Here is a 15,791-nt window from a genome sequence, read left to right as displayed (position 1 = left end):
AAAAATAAGTTACGACAAATCCATTACTGCTATACGCTTTTTCTATCCGTATCCAATAACTTCAATAACAATGGCTTTTAGTTATGACTCTTAATACCTCTTCAACTTCAGAAACTGCTCACAGCACACCACGTCAAATCACTATTGCTCGCCCAGATGACTGGCACCTTCATTTACGAGATGCAGAATCGTTAAAGACCACTGTGCCTCACGCCGCTCAAAGCTTCAAGCGTGCCATCTGTATGCCAAACCTAGTTCCTCCAGTCAAAAATGCCAGTGACGCTCAGGCCTATCGGGAACGTATACTACAAGCTTTACAGCAAGCAGACATTGAGGAGCGCTATAAGCAATCTTTTGACCCTCGAATGACCCTATACCTGACTGATACCACTAGCGTAGAAGACATTCAACAAGCGGCGGAATCAGGGATTGTCCAAGCGGTTAAGTTATATCCTGCCGGGGCAACCACCAACTCAGACGATGGCGTAACCAATCTTAATGCTCGTAACGATGTGTTTGAAGCGATGCAAAAACATGGATTACCACTGCTTATCCATGGTGAAGTTACTGACTCTCATGTCGATATTTTTGACCGAGAAAAACAGTTTGTGGACACCACTTTAAATAGCTTAGTGACTCAGTTCCCAGAGTTGAAGATTGTGGTAGAGCACATCACTACGGGCGATGCTGCCGACTTCGTCTTATCGCAAGGTGAGCGCGTGGCCGCAACTATCACCCCGCAGCATCTGCTATTTAACCGCAACCATTTGCTGGTAGGCGGGGTAAAACCACACTTTTACTGCCTGCCTATTCTGAAGCGTCAACAGCATCAGCAAGTCCTACTCGATGTGGCCACCAGTGGCAATCCTAAGTTTTTCTTAGGCACTGACTCTGCCCCTCATGCCACCCATACTAAAGAAAATGCTTGTGGCTGTGCTGGCTGTTATTCTGCTTCTATTGCGCTACCTTTATACGCCACAGCTTTTGATAGCGTCGGTAAGATTGATCGCTTGGAAGGCTTTGCCAGTCAGTTTGGCGCCCAGTTTTATGGTTTGCCAGTGAATGAAGAGCGCATAACTCTAGTTAATGAGCCGATGCAAGTCCCCAATAGCTATTCCTATATGGATCAGCAAACGCTAACCCCATTAATGGCAGGCGAGAGTTTGCCATGGTCTATTAAACAAGATTAACGCTTATCACGCTTAAAACGACCAATTTATAAACTTCGATTTTGCGGCTTAGATTAGCTCTAAGCCCTTCCTTTATTTGACACTATTAATGCGATTTCGATTTATGACTCACTCTAATATAACTGACGAAGACTACCAAAATGACAGTAGTAGCGAACCCAGAGTTTGTAGCAATACCTCCTCTAATGAAAGCAGTTCAGATGTTACTAATGCAGAACAGAGCAGTAACGGCAATGGCTTTGCTCAGCAGCCTGTACTAAAAATGGTGGATCGTTTCCGTAAATTTCTGCCTGTCGTGGTGGATGTTGAGACTGCCGGTTTCGATGCCAAAACGGATGCTCTGCTGGAGTTGGCTTGTATTCCTATTATTATGGATGAGCAGGGTAAATTTATCCCTGGTGAGCCTCTGAATGCTCACCTTAATCCTTTCGAGGGAGCGAATCTTGAGCAACGCGCCTTAGACTTTACCGGTATTGATCCCAATAACCCAATGCGTAAGGCCATTGCTGAAGAAGAAAAACCAGCTCTGCGTCGTATCTTCAAAGAGCTAAAAGCGGTTCGTAAAGACAACGACTGCATGAAGTGTATCTTAGTTGGCCACAATGCCCACTTTGACCTCTCCTTCTTAAATGCCGCTATTGAGCGTACCAATAGTAAAAATCACAACCCATTTCATCAGTTTTCCGTGTTAGACACGGTTACCCTCTCTGCGCTTGCGTTTGGTCAAACTGTGTTGGCCAGAGCCTGTAAAGCGGCAGGTATTGAATTTAGCGGCACAGAGGCTCACTCAGCCCTTTACGATACCCAAAAGACTGCGGAGCTTTTTTGTCACATCTTAAATAATTATCCAATGCTAGAAAATGCTATGCACAATCTAGTAGATAATGCAGAAGAAGAAGTAGAGTCTAAAGATTAGAAAAACTAGGCTTTAAATCCATTAAATAAGGTGAAAACAGCCTATAAATTAAGATTTTGAATTTTATTTGCAATATTTTCATATTTTTTAAAAAAAAGGGTTGACACCTCCTAGGTTAATCATTAGAATACGCACCACTTCGACATTAACGGTGAAAGCGGTCGAAGTGGTCTGTGTCCCGTTCGTCTAGAGGCCTAGGACCCCGCCCTTTCACGGCGGTAACAGGGGTTCGAATCCCCTACGGGATACCACTATTTGTGTTATCTAAGTGAGCATTATCCGATTGATCTTTGCTTGCGAAAAAAGCCAAACTCTTTGAGTTTGGCTTTTTTTTATGCGTTAATTTTATAACTTTATTATTTGGCAGCTGATTATTAGCAGTGAGTTATTCAACTTCTTAAACTGCCCCTTGCACAACTAGCTTTGCTGACTAATTATCATACCACCCTGTTAACGACTGCTAAGAATACTCTCGATTAAAGTTAAGTCCTCGGCATAAGTCAGCTTTAAGTTTTGATTGTTACCGGGCACAATCTTAATGCTATGGCCCATGGCTTCAAAAGCGCTGGCCTCATCAGTAATCATCAATCCCTCATCTGCCACATAGCGCAAAACTTGGCGTAATTTGGCGGCTCGGAACACTTGAGGGGTCTGAGCCTGCCATAGGCTACTTCGATCAACAGTGGCTTGAATATCGCCTTCTACGCTCACTTTCTTTAAGGTATCTGCTACCGGAACCCCTAAGATTGCCCCATAAGGGTGCTGCATTGCCGCCTGTATCACCAAATCAATGTGTTTTGCCAATACACAAGGGCGAGCCGCATCATGAATCAGGATTAAATCCTCATCTTTCGCCCCAGCAGCGAATACTGCCTCTACCCCAGCCTGAACCGACTGCCAACGCTCAGCACCGCCATAAGTAAAAGTTACCGGCAGGCTAAAGTCTAGGTTTTTGGCAACGTCATCGTCCTTTGCAATAACCAAAAGCAACTGCTTGATATAACTACTAGATGCTAAAGCGGCAACGCTTTGCTGTAAGATTGTCTTGCCATGCACTGCTGTATACTGTTTGGGAATGTCAGACCCAAAGCGACTGCCCTTGCCAGCAGCGACAATGAGGCTAAATACTTGGGGTGAGGTGGACTCTATGCTAACTGAGTCAGAGGTAGTTTCGGTCAAAATAAATCACTTTTGAATTTATAAACTAAAATTGTAGACGTTAAACACTAAGGAATACTTTCTATTGCATCCTCTGGATTAACAGGCGGTGTGGGCTGATTGCTATGAGTAGTAGGTGCAGTCGACAATTGCACAAAAGTCTCGCCTGGCTTAATTAATCCCAGATCTAGACGGGCATGCTCTTCTACGGCCTCTAACCCATTTTTTAAATCATTCACATCAGCGCGCAATACTTTATTCTCATCCATCTTCTGATCATTCATCTGCTGCTGAATTTCAATTTCTGAATGCAGCTTCTCTAATCCTGCGCGCCCACTTTTACCTAGCCAATACTGATATTGCAAGCCTAGCAGTACCGCAACAGCAATTAAAAACAACATAAATTGGCTAAAATATTTCATAAGAGGACTTAGGATAAATTAAAGAGTGAGCATGAATATAATAATGGCTGAGAATAAAATACAGCTTGCTACAAAAGTATAGCAGTATTTGTGCCGTCTATAATAGCAAGATTGAGTGGTATCCTTAGGACAGCCACCCAATCTACTATTAACTTTCGACAACTAGTTTAATAAAAACTAGGGGTCTTATTAGCCACGTAAGCCGATGAATTCTTCACGACCACGGTAGCTGGCACGAACTTGCTGTTCGATGCGTAATAGTTGGTTGTACTTAGCCACACGGTCCGAACGACATAAAGAACCTGTCTTGATTTGACCCGCTGCCGTACCTACCGCTAAGTCAGCAATAGTGCTGTCTTCTGTCTCACCAGAGCGGTGTGAGATAACCGTAGCATAGCCATTTTCTTTCGCTAAATAGATAGCGTCTAAAGTTTCAGATAATGTACCGATTTGGTTGAACTTGATCAAGATAGCGTTAGCAATCTTCTTATCAATACCTTCTTGTAAAATAGCTGGGTTGGTTACGAATAAGTCATCGCCTACCAACTGTACTTTGTCGCCTAATTTACTGGTTAAATAAGCCCAGCCATCCCAATCTGACTCATCTAGACCATCTTCGATAGAGATGATTGGGTACTGTTCAGTTAGTCTTACTAGGTAATCAGAGAAGCTTTGACTATCAAAAGTTTTGTTGCCTTCGCCCGCTAAAATGTACTGACCATTTTTGTAAAACTCACTGGCCGCACAGTCTAGAGCCAAGTGAATGTCTTTACCAGCTTTATAACCTGTTTGCTCAATGGCTTGTAGAATAACAGTAATCGCTTCTTCGTTACTGCGTAAGTTTGGCGCAAAGCCACCTTCATCACCCACAGCTGTGTTTAGACCTTGAGCTTTAAGCACTGACTTTAAGCTATGGAAAATCTCAACACCGGCACGAAGCGCTTCTGAGAAGCTGCTGAAACCTGTTGGCTCAATCATGAATTCTTGAATATCTACAGTGTTATCTGCGTGCTCACCACCATTTAAGATGTTCATCATTGGCACTGGCATAGTCAATGAAGTTTGACCACGTAAGTTTGCGATGTACTGGTGTAATGGGATGTTTTGTGAGATAGCAGCAGCTTTAGCAGTGGCTAATGACACAGCTAACATAGCGTTAGCACCCAAGTTGTCTTTATTATCAGTACCATCAAGCTCGATCAGACGGTTGTCAATGGCTTGCTGATCTGTGGCATCACTTTCTAGTAAAGCGCTTCTGATTTGACTGTTTACGTTAGAAACGGCTTTGATAACCCCTTTCCCTAAGTAACGAGACTTATCACCATCACGTAGCTCTAAAGCTTCACGTGAACCAGTAGAGGCGCCACTTGGTGCAGCTGCACGGCCCATAGAACCGTCTGCTAAAATAACATCGGCTTCAATAGTTGGATTACCACGTGAGTCTAAAATCTCACGAGCACGAATGTCTTGAATTTCAGTTGCGTTAGTAAAAGTTTCTGCGTACATAGCGTCTACAAGCCTCTTTAATTAAGTAATAAGAATAAATTTCGAGCAGGTTACCCAAAGCAATGCGGGTTACTCAAGTGAGTTCTTAACGTATTTTTTTGTGAAAAATAATTTGGGTAATGATAGCACAAATTCCCAAATTCTAGGATGTTTCAAATCGATTACCAAGCAATTATCTACAAATAAAAGGGCTTATTGATGAGCATTTACCAAAAACATAAGCCCCAGCAATTATTGCTACAACTTAAACCTTATGACGGGTCAAGCGAAGGGCGTTCATTAATACCGAAATTGAGCTTAATGCCATGGCCGCAGCAGCAATCATCGGGTTTAATAAGCCAAAAGCCGCCAAAGGAATGCCCAAACAGTTATAAACAAAGGCAAAAAATAGGTTTTGCTTAATATTACGCACGGTGGCCTTGGCAATATCTACCCCTGAGTGCACCTGCATAATCGAGTCACCCATTAATCTGGCTGAGGCACTGTGCTTGGCGACCTCTGTCCCCTCTAGCATAGCAAAGCTGGCATAAGCCGTAGCCATTGCCGGCGCATCATTCACCCCATCCCCTACCATGGCCACTTTATGACCCACTGCTTGGTGCGCCTCAATCCACTGCGCTTTATCACGAGGTTTAAAATGACCATGTGCCACTTGGATATCTAAATCATCGGCAACCTGCTGCACCACTGATGGTTTGTCACCACTTAACAGTACTACTTCTAAGCCATCTTGCTTCAAGGCTTTAACAGCTTGAGGACTTTCTTCTTTTAACTCATCAGCCAAAGCAAACATACCCAGCGGCATTCCCTCGACACTGACTGCAATGGTACTGGCTATTTGCCATACCTTGGGTAATGTTTTGGATAGTTTTAAGCCCACAAATTCAGCAGTGCCTACTTTTACCTCACCAAAGCCTTCTACGACAGCTTTTACCCCAAGTCCAGATACCACATCTACCTTATCAGCTACCAGCAGAGGTATGTCTTTAACTTGAGCAGCATTTACCACAGCCGTTGCTAAAGGATGGCTGACATGGGCTTCGACACTGGCGGCCAACTGCAACACATCATCTGCTTTAATTGTCTTGTTGACCATCATGGCATCAACAATATGCGGCTTACCTTTGGTCAAAGTACCCGTCTTATCAAAGACAACCGTATCTACACTACCGGCCATCTCTAAGCTTTGAGCGTCTTTGAACCATACTCCATGACGAGCTGCCACGCCCATGCCGGCCATAATAGCCGCCGGAGTAGCCAGTCCTAGCGCGCAAGGGCAAGCAATAACCAGTACTGAGACCGCATGCAAAATAGCTTTGTCCATTGCCCCAGTAATAGATAAGGTCAACCCAAACGTGACCAAGGCAATCAGGACCACCACCGGCACGAATACCGCCGCTACTTTATCCGCTAGACGTGCCAAATCCGCTTTACTACCTTGAGCCTCACTCAGGGCCTTTACCATATCACTTAACTGAGTATCACTGCCTTTTGCGGTAACTTGATAGTTGAGGCTACCGTTTTCAACCATGGCACCAGCCAGCACTTTATCGCCTTTATTTTTGGTAACAGGAACCGACTCTCCAGTTAAATGACTTTCATCACACCAGCCTTCCCCTGAGATGACAATGCCGTCTGTTGCCACTCGTGACCCTTGCTTAGCGCGCAATACATCCCCTTGTTGCACTTCATTTAAATTTACCTGCTCAAAGCTTAATTCTGCATCGCTGGTCTCAGGCTGTATTGCTTGCTGCGGTTTACCAGTAACCAATCTCTCCACTGTGGTGGGTGTCAGCTCTAGTAGCATATTAATGCTATTTAGACTGTGCTTCTTGGTACGCTGCTCTAAGTATTTGCCCAGCTTAACAAAAGCAATAATCATCACTCCGGCCTCAAAGTACACCGGAACATGAGCCGCACTATGGCTAGTGATGTCTGACCAACTTAAGGCGAAACTACTGTTATCTAATAGGTTAACGCCTAAGCTCTCTAACCAAATATAGGTAGAATAAGCCCAAATGGTTACCGTCCCAATAACCACCAATACATCCATATTGGCCAGACCACCTTTGATAGAAGCCCAAGCACTACGGTAAAAAGGACCGGCCAATCCTAGCTGAACAAACGTGGCCAATAGAAACTGGATCCATAATGCCGGCATCCAGCTCATCCCTTGACCGAGCATCATGCCAGCCATACCGATCAAAAAAGGAATCATACAAATCCAGATCAGCACCAAGCGCCAATCCATAGACTTATCGGCCGCCTGAGGGATTTGGTTATCCCTCATAGGCACTGCAGTAAATCCTGTCTTACTGACCCACTCGCTAATCTGCTCAGCATTGGATTGACTGGCATCATAGGAGACGTTCAAAGTCTCACCAGCAAAACTAACGCTTGCTGAAGCAATGGCTGGTTTTTTATTTAAAACCTTTTCGATACGAGTGGCACATGCTTGACACGACATGCCTTCAACTTGAAACTGGGCCTTGGCCAAGTTTTCAGTAGAAATTGGCGGTTTGTTTTTAGCATTATTTTGATTGTTATTATGGTTATTTGTAGCTTGCGAAGTGGACATGACAACACCAAGGTTAACTAAGTGGAAATAAAAAGAAATAACTCGCGAAGAATTCTAGACAGGAAGCACCGTATAATCAATGGATGTAAGGATTAACTGTTTGCTAGGCGTTTTAAACTATCAGAGTTTTGATCTATAAAATAAAAAGCTTGAAAACAAAAAAGCCAGCACAAAGCTGGCTTATCGAGCTAATAAAACAAAATTATTAACCCTTTTGGCTTATTCGCCTGCAACTACCGCATCAAAGCCTGCCTCTTCAATGGCTTCTACTATAGCATCAACGGCTACTGCTGAGGAATCATAAGTCACTGAAGCTTTATTGCCTTCTAGATCTACTTCTACTGACTGCACTCCCTCAAGCTGTGTTAAAGCGCTGTCTACGCTTTTTACGCAGCCGCCGCAAGTCATACCGTCGATGTTAATTACGCGAGTCTCTGTACTCATTACCTACTCCTTATCATTTTTTATAGTTTTGGCTTATATTTAATTTATATTCTACTTGATGCTGACTAGTTTTTTGGATTGGCGGGAGCATCCACAGGGAAAGGCTGAGTAACATAATCTACCATACTGACAGCCGCCTTAATGGCATGGATAGAGGTTTTGGTATCTTCAAACTGCACAATACCTGTGTCAGTCTCCGGGGACAGCTCGGCTGCTTGAACACCGTCGATATTTTTTAAGGCCGTAATAACCCCTTGAATACCTTCAGCATCATCTATGTTTTTGATACTAAATTGGACCTGTTGAATCGCCATACTGCCCCCCTCTGATTTATTTATAAGTTCTTTAGGTAATTAATTATAGGATTAACTTAATATCAGCCTATTAGATTAGTGAGTATCTAATACGCTAAAGCCTTTTACCAAATCATCAATCTGTTTTAACTGCTTTAAGAACGGTTCTAATTGGCTCATTCTTAACGCACAAGGACCATCACATTTTGCTAATTCTGGCTCTGGATGAGCTTCTAAAAATAATCCTGCCAGACCTGTTGCCATGCCCGCACGAGCCAAGGTGGTAATCTGCTCACGGCGACCACCAGCACTGTCACTGCGCGCACCAGGCTGCTGTAAGCTGTGCGTCACATCGAAGAATACGGGGACATCCATCTTTTTCATAGTATCAAAGCCAAGCATATCTACCACTAGGTTATTGTAACCAAAGGAAGTCCCACGCTCACAAAGGATAATTTTATCATTACCTGCCTCTAAGCACTTATTGATAATATGGCGCATCTCATGCGGGGCTAAAAACTGTGCTTTTTTGACATTAATAATGGCCCCAGTTCTCGCCATAGCTTGAACTAAATCTGTTTGGCGGCTTAAAAAAGCAGGGAGCTGAATGATATCGGCTACTTCTGCCACTGGCTCAGCTTGGTATGGCTCGTGAACATCGGTAATGATTGGCACATTATATTTTTCTTTGATTTGACCCAACCAATCTACGCCTTTTTCTAAACCAGGGCCACGGTATGAATTTAGGCTAGAGCGGTTGGCTTTATCAAAGCTTGCCTTAAAGACATAACCAATGCCCAATCGGTTACAGATATCGATGTAACCCTCGGCAATTTCAAAAGCCAATTCTTTTGACTCTAAAACGTTCATGCCGCCAAATAGTACAAAAGGCTTATCGTTGGCGATGGTAATATCATTTAATTGAATTTGTGATTGTGCTTGAGTTAATGCAGTCATAAAAGTCTCTTTTTTATTATCTATAAATTCTAAATCTAAACGGTCTAAGTATGAACTTACTAACTATAGAAGGCGATATATTGATTGTAGTACAAGCTAAGTCAAATACAAACCTTATGTACAAAACACCAAACTTAGCTTAAGAAACAAAAAAGAGGTTAGGATAGCCCAACCTCTTTTTATAGAACGGATTATCAAAACAATAACCCGTTTGCTTGTCATTCACTAATTGCTATCAGCTTACTTTTGGTTTTTTATTGCCGCTTCAATAAAGCTTGCGAATAAAGGATGACCAGTTCGTGGAGAACTGGTGAACTCAGGGTGGAATTGCACCCCAATAAACCAAGGATGATCGGCAATCTCTACTGACTCAACCAAATGCTGTTTGGCAGAATAACCTGAGATGCTCATACCTGCTTCTTCTAATGGCTCAATATAGCGGTTATTCATCTCATAACGATGACGGTGACGCTCAGTGATGATCTTAGAGCCATAGATTTGATGTAGCTTGGAGCCTTCCACCAATTCTGCCTTCTGACTACCTAAACGCATAGTACCGCCTAAGTCTGAGTCATCATTGCGAACTTGTAACTCGCCTTTTTCATCCAACCACTCAGTGATTAGACCAATAATAGGCTCTTCGGCTTGACGATCAAACTCAGTTGAGTCCGCTCTTAGACCTAACTTGTTGGTCGCAAATTCGATAACTGCCAATTGCATACCCAAACAGATACCTAAGAATGGGATATTGTTTTCACGCGCATAAGTGATGGCACGCATCTTACCTAATTTACCGCGCTCACCAAATCCACCAGGTACTAAGATAGCGTCGGCCTGCTCTAGTTGCTGAACTAAACTGTCGTCAGTCTCTAATGCTTCAGCATCAACGTAATCAATCTCAACCTTAGTCTTATGAGTAATACCGGCATGCAATAAAGCTTCGTTAATTGATTTATAAGCATCGGGTAGCTCTACGTATTTACCTACGATAGCTACGGTTACTTTACCTTCAGCATTCAACAGACGATCAACCACTTTATCCCAATCTGATAGATCGGCTTCTGGTGCTTCGATACCAAAGCGCTCTAGGATAATATCGTCTAAATCTTGCTCATGTAGCGTACGTGGAATCTGATAAATACTATCAGCATCTTCACATAAGATAACCGCACGCTCTTCTACATTGGTAAATAGCGCAATCTTGCGTCGGTTGTCCTCACCAATGGCATGCTCAGAGCGACAGATCAAAACGTCTGGCTGTAAGCCAATTGAGCGCAGCTCTTTTACTGAATGCTGAGTAGGCTTAGTTTTAGTTTCGCCCGCACTTGAAATATAAGGCACTAAAGTTAGATGCATAAGCATGGCACGATTTCGGCCCAGCTCAACTTGCATCTGACGAACCGCTTCCATAAACGGTAGTGACTCAATGTCACCCACAGTACCGCCAATTTCGATAATAGCGATATCGTGACCTTCACCACTAGCGTGAATACGGTGTTTGATCTCATCAGTGATGTGCGGAATAACTTGTACTGTGCCGCCCAAATAGTCACCACGGCGTTCTTTATTCAATACAGTTTGATAGATACGGCCACTGGTAAAGTTGTTGGTTTTACTCATTTTTGAGTGGCGTAAAAAGCGCTCGTAATACCCTAGGTCTAAATCCGTTTCAGCACCATCCTCAGTAACGAACACCTCGCCGTGTTGGAAGGGACTCATGGTACCTGGATCAACGTTGATGTACGGATCCATTTTGGTCATGGTAACTTTTAGGCCACGTGCTTCTAATACGGCCGCTAAAGAGGCTGCGGTAATACCTTTACCTAGTGAGGACACAACCCCACCGGTCACAAATATAAATTTAGTCATAGTTTCAGTCTTAATGCGACAGTCGCAAGTTGGTAAAAAGAGATTTTACTAAATTTGAGGGAGAATTTACAGGGTTGACTTTGTATTAACTTTAAGATTGCAATTAGATAGGCAGGATATATTGATACACTCATCAAAAACCTTCAGATTTGAGCCTGACTATAGTAATACACAACAGTCGTCAGGGGCATAGTGTAACAGTTTCTTGCTGTGTAGACGCATGAAAATAGGTATGGTTTTAGCACTCATTGCTAATTTAAAGTTTTGACCCATAAAAAAACTCATCCCCGAAGGGATGAGCTTTTTGAGAATAAGATTCTAATTTAGATTAGAATTTGTATTCTAGACCGCCACCAACTGCGAACACTTTACCATCGCCAAGGTTTGCTGAACGATTGCCAAATTTATCAATTTTCACAACATTATCAGCATCGTTTTGACCGATATAAGCATGGGCAATCATGTTTTTCTGATAGTAGTACTTACCACCCACAACGATTTGACTTGAGTCAAAACCATCTACACCGTTTAGGTTAGAAGTGTTGTTGTACTGAGTGTAAATAGTTGCAGGCTTAGCAAAATTAGTTAGACCCATTTGAGCACTAATTACATAGCCTTTTTCTTTTTTGTCGCCATTATCATAGTCAGCTTCTTGATATAAAGCGCCTAGCGTCACAGGGAAACCTGAGTTGAAAGTAGCTAGGTCTAAAGTAGCGGTACCACGGATTAAATCACCACCGTTAAATACTTTGCCACCAGCAACAGTTTCTACTTCACTACGAAGGTTTAAATCATCTTCATAAGCAAGACCGAAGGTATAACCAGCACCTTGGTCAAACAATAATGAAGCACCCCAACCGCTATTTTTTTCACCAGCGTAATCATCATCGTTAGCGTACATAGCAGCAAACTGTACTGGTACACCTTCAAACTTGGGCGCCATCCAAACGATAGAGTTGTTGATACGGCTACTGTCTGCCATTGTTAAGGCTGCTACTTCTTTCTCGTCAGCTAGTTTAGTAGAACCTAAGTTATCCCAAAAACCTTCGTTTACTACTACGTTGTTGATGTAGTCAGTAGTTGATTGGTTTTTACCGGCACGGAACTCACCAAAGGTGTTGTTTTTAAGACCTAGGAAAGTGTCACGGTTTTTGAAAGTTTCATGGTCATCACCGTCTACATCAATACCATACTCTAATTGATATACCACGTCAGTATTAGCAGATAATGGCTCTGAACCTTTGAAACCTACGCGTGAACCTTGTGAGCTAATCTCAACACCATTTTCATCATGGTTAATGTTTTTAAGTTCTTCATCAACGTAATCAGCAGTCATAAAGATTTTGCCGTATACAGTTGGAGCAGCGTTAGCCGCAGATACAGATAGAGCAGCAACAGCTGATGCTAAAAGTAGTTTTTTCATGGGGTAAATCTCCACTTTACAATTTTAGTTATGGGCTGCCCTAACAAGCTAACGCCCAGTTTCTTCCATAAAAGATCTAAACTTTACTTGTACCTAAAAAAAGAGACAAACTTAGTTAGAACTGACTTAAATATGATTATGGCAACATTATGTGACATATCTGTTAAATGAGTAACTGAATTTATCTATTCGTTTCATATTATAACGATACAAGATAAAACTATATTTATAGTTCTGTTACATCACTAACCAAACTCATACTTTCAATCTAAGGATATCAACTTTGAAATAATTTGCAACATTTATTTCAATGTTTTTATTTGCTGTAACCCCCTAGATTTTATTTAAAACACTGATTTTCTTAAAAAAATTAGTACTAAAAAAATTATTTAGCCGCTATTGATAACCAGTCTTAGATACATTTTGGGCTTATATTTGCTATTTGCTTGCATTTTCGGCTAGCTAAATGGCTGTTATTCACCCTTAAGTTCCAGAGCTATATTTTAGTCCTAGGTTAATAGGTCACAGCACTTTGCTACAGGCAATAAAAAACCCTAAGGCGTATATCAAATACGCCAAAGGGAAATTAGGACGGATATATAAAGACTAAGCTATATAAAGCCTATTTTATTCACCAGTCAGCTTAGCGCGCTTTTAGCTCTAAGCGGGCAGCGTGTAGCAATGGCTCAGTGTAACCACTTGGCTGCTCACGACCTTTAAATACTAAGTCACAAGCGGCTTTGAAAGCGATCGAGTTGTCGAAGTTTTCAGCCATAGGCATATAGTTTGAATCACCTAAGTTTTGCTCATCAACAACTTTAGCCATACGCTTCATAGACTCCATAACCTGCTCTTCAGTTACGATACCATGGTGCAACCAGTTAGCGATGTGCTGACTTGAGATACGTAGCGTTGCACGGTCTTCCATTAGGCCAACGTTATTGATGTCAGGTACTTTTGAACAACCTACACCTTGATCAACCCAGCGTACAACGTAACCTAAGATACCTTGAGCGTTGTTATCAAGCTCTTGACGTTTCTCTTCTTCACTCCAGTTAGTGTCTTTAGCTAATGGAATAGTCAAGATATCATCTAGGCTAGCACGCTCACGGCCTTTGAACTTCTCTTGGATCTCTTTTACGTTGTTTTGATGGTAATGGATACTGTGTAGCGTTGCCCCTGTTGGTGAAGGTACCCAAGCAGTCGTAGCACCGGCTTGAGGATGGTTAGACTTAGTCTCAACCATTTCTTTCATTTCATCAGGCTTCGCCCACATGCCTTTACCGATTTGAGCACGGCCAATTAAACCTGTCTCGATACCCACATCTACGTTCCACTGCTCATAAGCAGGTAACCAAGCTTGTGACTTCATGTCGCCTTTACGTACGAAAGGACCGGCATTCATACTGGTGTGCATCTCATCCCCTGTACGGTCTAAGAAGCCGGTGTTAATGAATATCACACGCTCTTTAGCTTGGCGGATACACTCTTTTAGGTTCACAGTAGTGCGACGCTCTTCATCCATTACACCCATTTTTAGAGTGTTACGTGGCAATCCTAGCGCATCTTCAACCGCTGCGAATAATTCGTTAGCGAACTTAACTTCTTCAGGACCATGCATCTTCGGCTTAACGATGTACATTGAACCTTCACGAGAGTTTGAACGCTCATTGTTGCCTTTAATATCATTGATGGTTAATAGTGGCGTTACCAAGGCGTCCATGATGCCTTCGAAGATTTCTTCTTGACCTTCACCTAGATCTACCAATACCGCTGGGTTTTGCATTAAGTGACCCACGTTACGGATTAACAATACCGCACGACCTGGTAATACTAGTTTGCCACCGTCTGGCGTAGTGTATTCACGATCTGGATTTAGTTTACGGGTTAACTCTTTGCCGCCTTTATAGAAGGTCTCAGTTAGGTCACCGTTCATTAAACCAAACCAGTTACGGTAAGCTTCTACTTTTTCTTCAGCATCTACAGCCGCTACTGAGTCTTCACAGTCTTGAATAGCAGTAATCGCTGATTCTAATAACACGTCTTTAATATGAGCTGGGTCAGTTTCGCCCACTGGATGGCTGGCATCGATTTGGATTTCAACGTGTAAGTTATTGTTCTTTAATAAGATACCTTTTGGATTGCTCTCTTCACCCACATAGCCTACAAACTGAGCGGTATTGGCTAATGTAGTGGTACTATCGCCTTGAGCAATTTTTAATTCGCCGCCGTCAACGCTAAAGCCAGTAACGTCTGTATAGCTGCCTTGCGACAGTGCAAAGTTCTCATCTAAGAAAGCTTTGGCATAAGCCACAACCGCTTCACCACGTTTTGGGTTATAGCTGCTGCCTTTGTCTTTACCATCAGCGGTATCGATTACGTCAGTACCATATAAGGCATCATAGAAGCTGCCCCAACGAGCATTGGCTGCGTTAAGTGCGTAGCGAGCGTTACGTACAGGTACTACTAACTGTGGACCAGGGATACTAGCGATTTCAGGATCAACATTCTCTGTTGAAACTTCGAAGTCATCGCCTTCTGGTAATAGGTAGCCAATTTCAGTTAAGAATTCTTTGTATTTTGGATAGTCGATTTCGCCATCTTTGGTTGGGTTGTCTAAGTGCCACTGGTCAATCTTGGCTTGTAGCTCATCACGCTTGGCCAAAAGCTCTTTGTTGCGTGGCGTGAACTTCTTAACAATTTCTTCAAAGTTAGACCAATAAGCGTCTGATTCCACACCAACACGGGGTAGCACATCATTTTCAATAAAATTATAAAGTTGGCTATCAATGGCTAAGATGCCTTTTTGAACGCGATTTTCATTGTTATTAACAGAGTTACTCATACCATATGATCCTTTGTTGGTGAATGAATTAATCAGTGTCTTCAGTGTTTCCTATAAGCCTATCCTATGCACAAGCATCTTTAGGCTAGTTATTATTAATTTTATTGAAACAAATTAGTGCTATACCCATAGCTGAAATACACTCTTATACTGATTGACGACCCACTAGGAGGCCGTCTTTCTTCATACT

General features: G+C 42.5%; 12 protein-coding genes and 1 tRNA gene. 3 read left to right on the top strand and 10 right to left on the bottom strand.

Annotated elements, in window-relative coordinates:
- The first annotated feature begins 83 nt into the window (after window positions 1-83).
- The 3 genes from pyrC to B3S92_RS00745 all read left to right on the top strand — a co-directional run bounded on the left by pyrC (window position 84) and on the right by B3S92_RS00745 (window position 2,357).
- Entirely contained in the window at window positions 84-1,190 is a 1,107-nt protein-coding gene (gene pyrC, locus B3S92_RS00755) for a dihydroorotase (RefSeq protein ID WP_296201880.1), read from the top strand.
- A 262-nt stretch (window positions 1,191-1,452) separates the two neighbouring features.
- A complete protein-coding gene (rnt, locus tag B3S92_RS00750) occupies window positions 1,453-2,106 on the top strand; it encodes a ribonuclease T (RefSeq protein WP_296202123.1) in 654 nt (217 codons plus the stop codon).
- 175 nt (window positions 2,107-2,281) lie between these two features.
- Window positions 2,282-2,357: transfer RNA gene (locus B3S92_RS00745), tRNA-Glu, on the top strand.
- A gap of 199 nt (window positions 2,358-2,556) precedes the next feature.
- Here the strand turns inward: B3S92_RS00745 and ispD are convergent.
- The 10 genes from ispD to B3S92_RS00695 form a co-directional block, all read right to left on the bottom strand.
- Window positions 2,557-3,285 (bottom strand): 2-C-methyl-D-erythritol 4-phosphate cytidylyltransferase, encoded by a 729-nt coding sequence (gene ispD, locus B3S92_RS00740; protein WP_296201877.1) that lies wholly within the window; start codon window positions 3,283-3,285, stop codon window positions 2,557-2,559.
- Between the two features lie 47 nt (window positions 3,286-3,332).
- Complete coding sequence (locus B3S92_RS00735) at window positions 3,333-3,686, bottom strand: FtsB family cell division protein (RefSeq protein WP_296201875.1); 354 nt, start codon at window positions 3,684-3,686, stop codon at window positions 3,333-3,335.
- Window positions 3,687-3,875: 189 nt separating this feature from the next.
- A complete protein-coding gene (eno, locus tag B3S92_RS00730) occupies window positions 3,876-5,192 on the bottom strand; it encodes a phosphopyruvate hydratase (RefSeq protein ID WP_296201873.1) in 1,317 nt (438 codons plus the stop codon).
- Between the two features lie 244 nt (window positions 5,193-5,436).
- Complete coding sequence (locus B3S92_RS00725) at window positions 5,437-7,770, bottom strand: heavy metal translocating P-type ATPase (RefSeq protein WP_296201872.1); 2,334 nt, start codon at window positions 7,768-7,770, stop codon at window positions 5,437-5,439.
- A 219-nt stretch (window positions 7,771-7,989) separates the two neighbouring features.
- Entirely contained in the window at window positions 7,990-8,214 is a 225-nt protein-coding gene (locus B3S92_RS00720; RefSeq protein WP_296201871.1) for a copper ion binding protein, read from the bottom strand.
- 65 nt (window positions 8,215-8,279) lie between these two features.
- Window positions 8,280-8,528 carry a heavy-metal-associated domain-containing protein gene (locus B3S92_RS00715; RefSeq protein WP_296201870.1) on the bottom strand — a complete coding sequence of 83 codons (249 nt, stop codon included), beginning with the start codon at window positions 8,526-8,528 and terminating at the stop codon, window positions 8,280-8,282.
- A gap of 75 nt (window positions 8,529-8,603) precedes the next feature.
- Window positions 8,604-9,464, bottom strand: a complete 861-nt coding sequence (kdsA, locus tag B3S92_RS00710; RefSeq protein ID WP_296201869.1) for a 3-deoxy-8-phosphooctulonate synthase — start codon at window positions 9,462-9,464, stop codon at window positions 8,604-8,606.
- A gap of 240 nt (window positions 9,465-9,704) precedes the next feature.
- Window positions 9,705-11,333, bottom strand: a complete 1,629-nt coding sequence (locus tag B3S92_RS00705) for a CTP synthase (RefSeq protein WP_077450925.1) — start codon at window positions 11,331-11,333, stop codon at window positions 9,705-9,707.
- A 328-nt stretch (window positions 11,334-11,661) separates the two neighbouring features.
- Entirely contained in the window at window positions 11,662-12,756 is a 1,095-nt protein-coding gene (locus tag B3S92_RS00700; RefSeq protein ID WP_296201868.1) for a porin, read from the bottom strand.
- 643 nt (window positions 12,757-13,399) lie between these two features.
- Entirely contained in the window at window positions 13,400-15,601 is a 2,202-nt protein-coding gene (locus B3S92_RS00695) for a malate synthase G (RefSeq protein WP_296201867.1), read from the bottom strand.
- Window positions 15,602-15,791 lie beyond the last annotated feature (190 nt).

The sequence above is a fragment of the Psychrobacter sp. UBA3962 genome, assembly GCF_002385225.1.
Classification (GTDB): domain Bacteria; phylum Pseudomonadota; class Gammaproteobacteria; order Pseudomonadales; family Moraxellaceae; genus Psychrobacter.
The sequence above is the reverse complement of the archived record's forward strand: the minus strand, read 5'-3'. Positions and strand labels throughout refer to the sequence as shown.

Coding starts and splice junctions, on each gene's coding strand:
- kdsA (WP_296201869.1), bottom strand. CDS start 9,464: ATGACTGCATTAACTCAAGCACAATCACAAATTCAATTAAATGATATT.
- pyrC (WP_296201880.1), top strand. CDS start 84: ATGACTCTTAATACCTCTTCAACTTCAGAAACTGCTCACAGCACACCA.
- B3S92_RS00720 (WP_296201871.1), bottom strand. CDS start 8,214: ATGAGTACAGAGACTCGCGTAATTAACATCGACGGTATGACTTGCGGC.
- rnt (WP_296202123.1), top strand. CDS start 1,453: ATGGTGGATCGTTTCCGTAAATTTCTGCCTGTCGTGGTGGATGTTGAG.
- B3S92_RS00700 (WP_296201868.1), bottom strand. CDS start 12,756: ATGAAAAAACTACTTTTAGCATCAGCTGTTGCTGCTCTATCTGTATCT.
- B3S92_RS00725 (WP_296201872.1), bottom strand. CDS start 7,770: ATGTCCACTTCGCAAGCTACAAATAACCATAATAACAATCAAAATAAT.
- B3S92_RS00695 (WP_296201867.1), bottom strand. CDS start 15,601: ATGAGTAACTCTGTTAATAACAATGAAAATCGCGTTCAAAAAGGCATC.
- B3S92_RS00715 (WP_296201870.1), bottom strand. CDS start 8,528: ATGGCGATTCAACAGGTCCAATTTAGTATCAAAAACATAGATGATGCT.
- eno (WP_296201873.1), bottom strand. CDS start 5,192: ATGTACGCAGAAACTTTTACTAACGCAACTGAAATTCAAGACATTCGT.
- B3S92_RS00705 (WP_077450925.1), bottom strand. CDS start 11,333: ATGACTAAATTTATATTTGTGACCGGTGGGGTTGTGTCCTCACTAGGT.
- B3S92_RS00735 (WP_296201875.1), bottom strand. CDS start 3,686: ATGAAATATTTTAGCCAATTTATGTTGTTTTTAATTGCTGTTGCGGTA.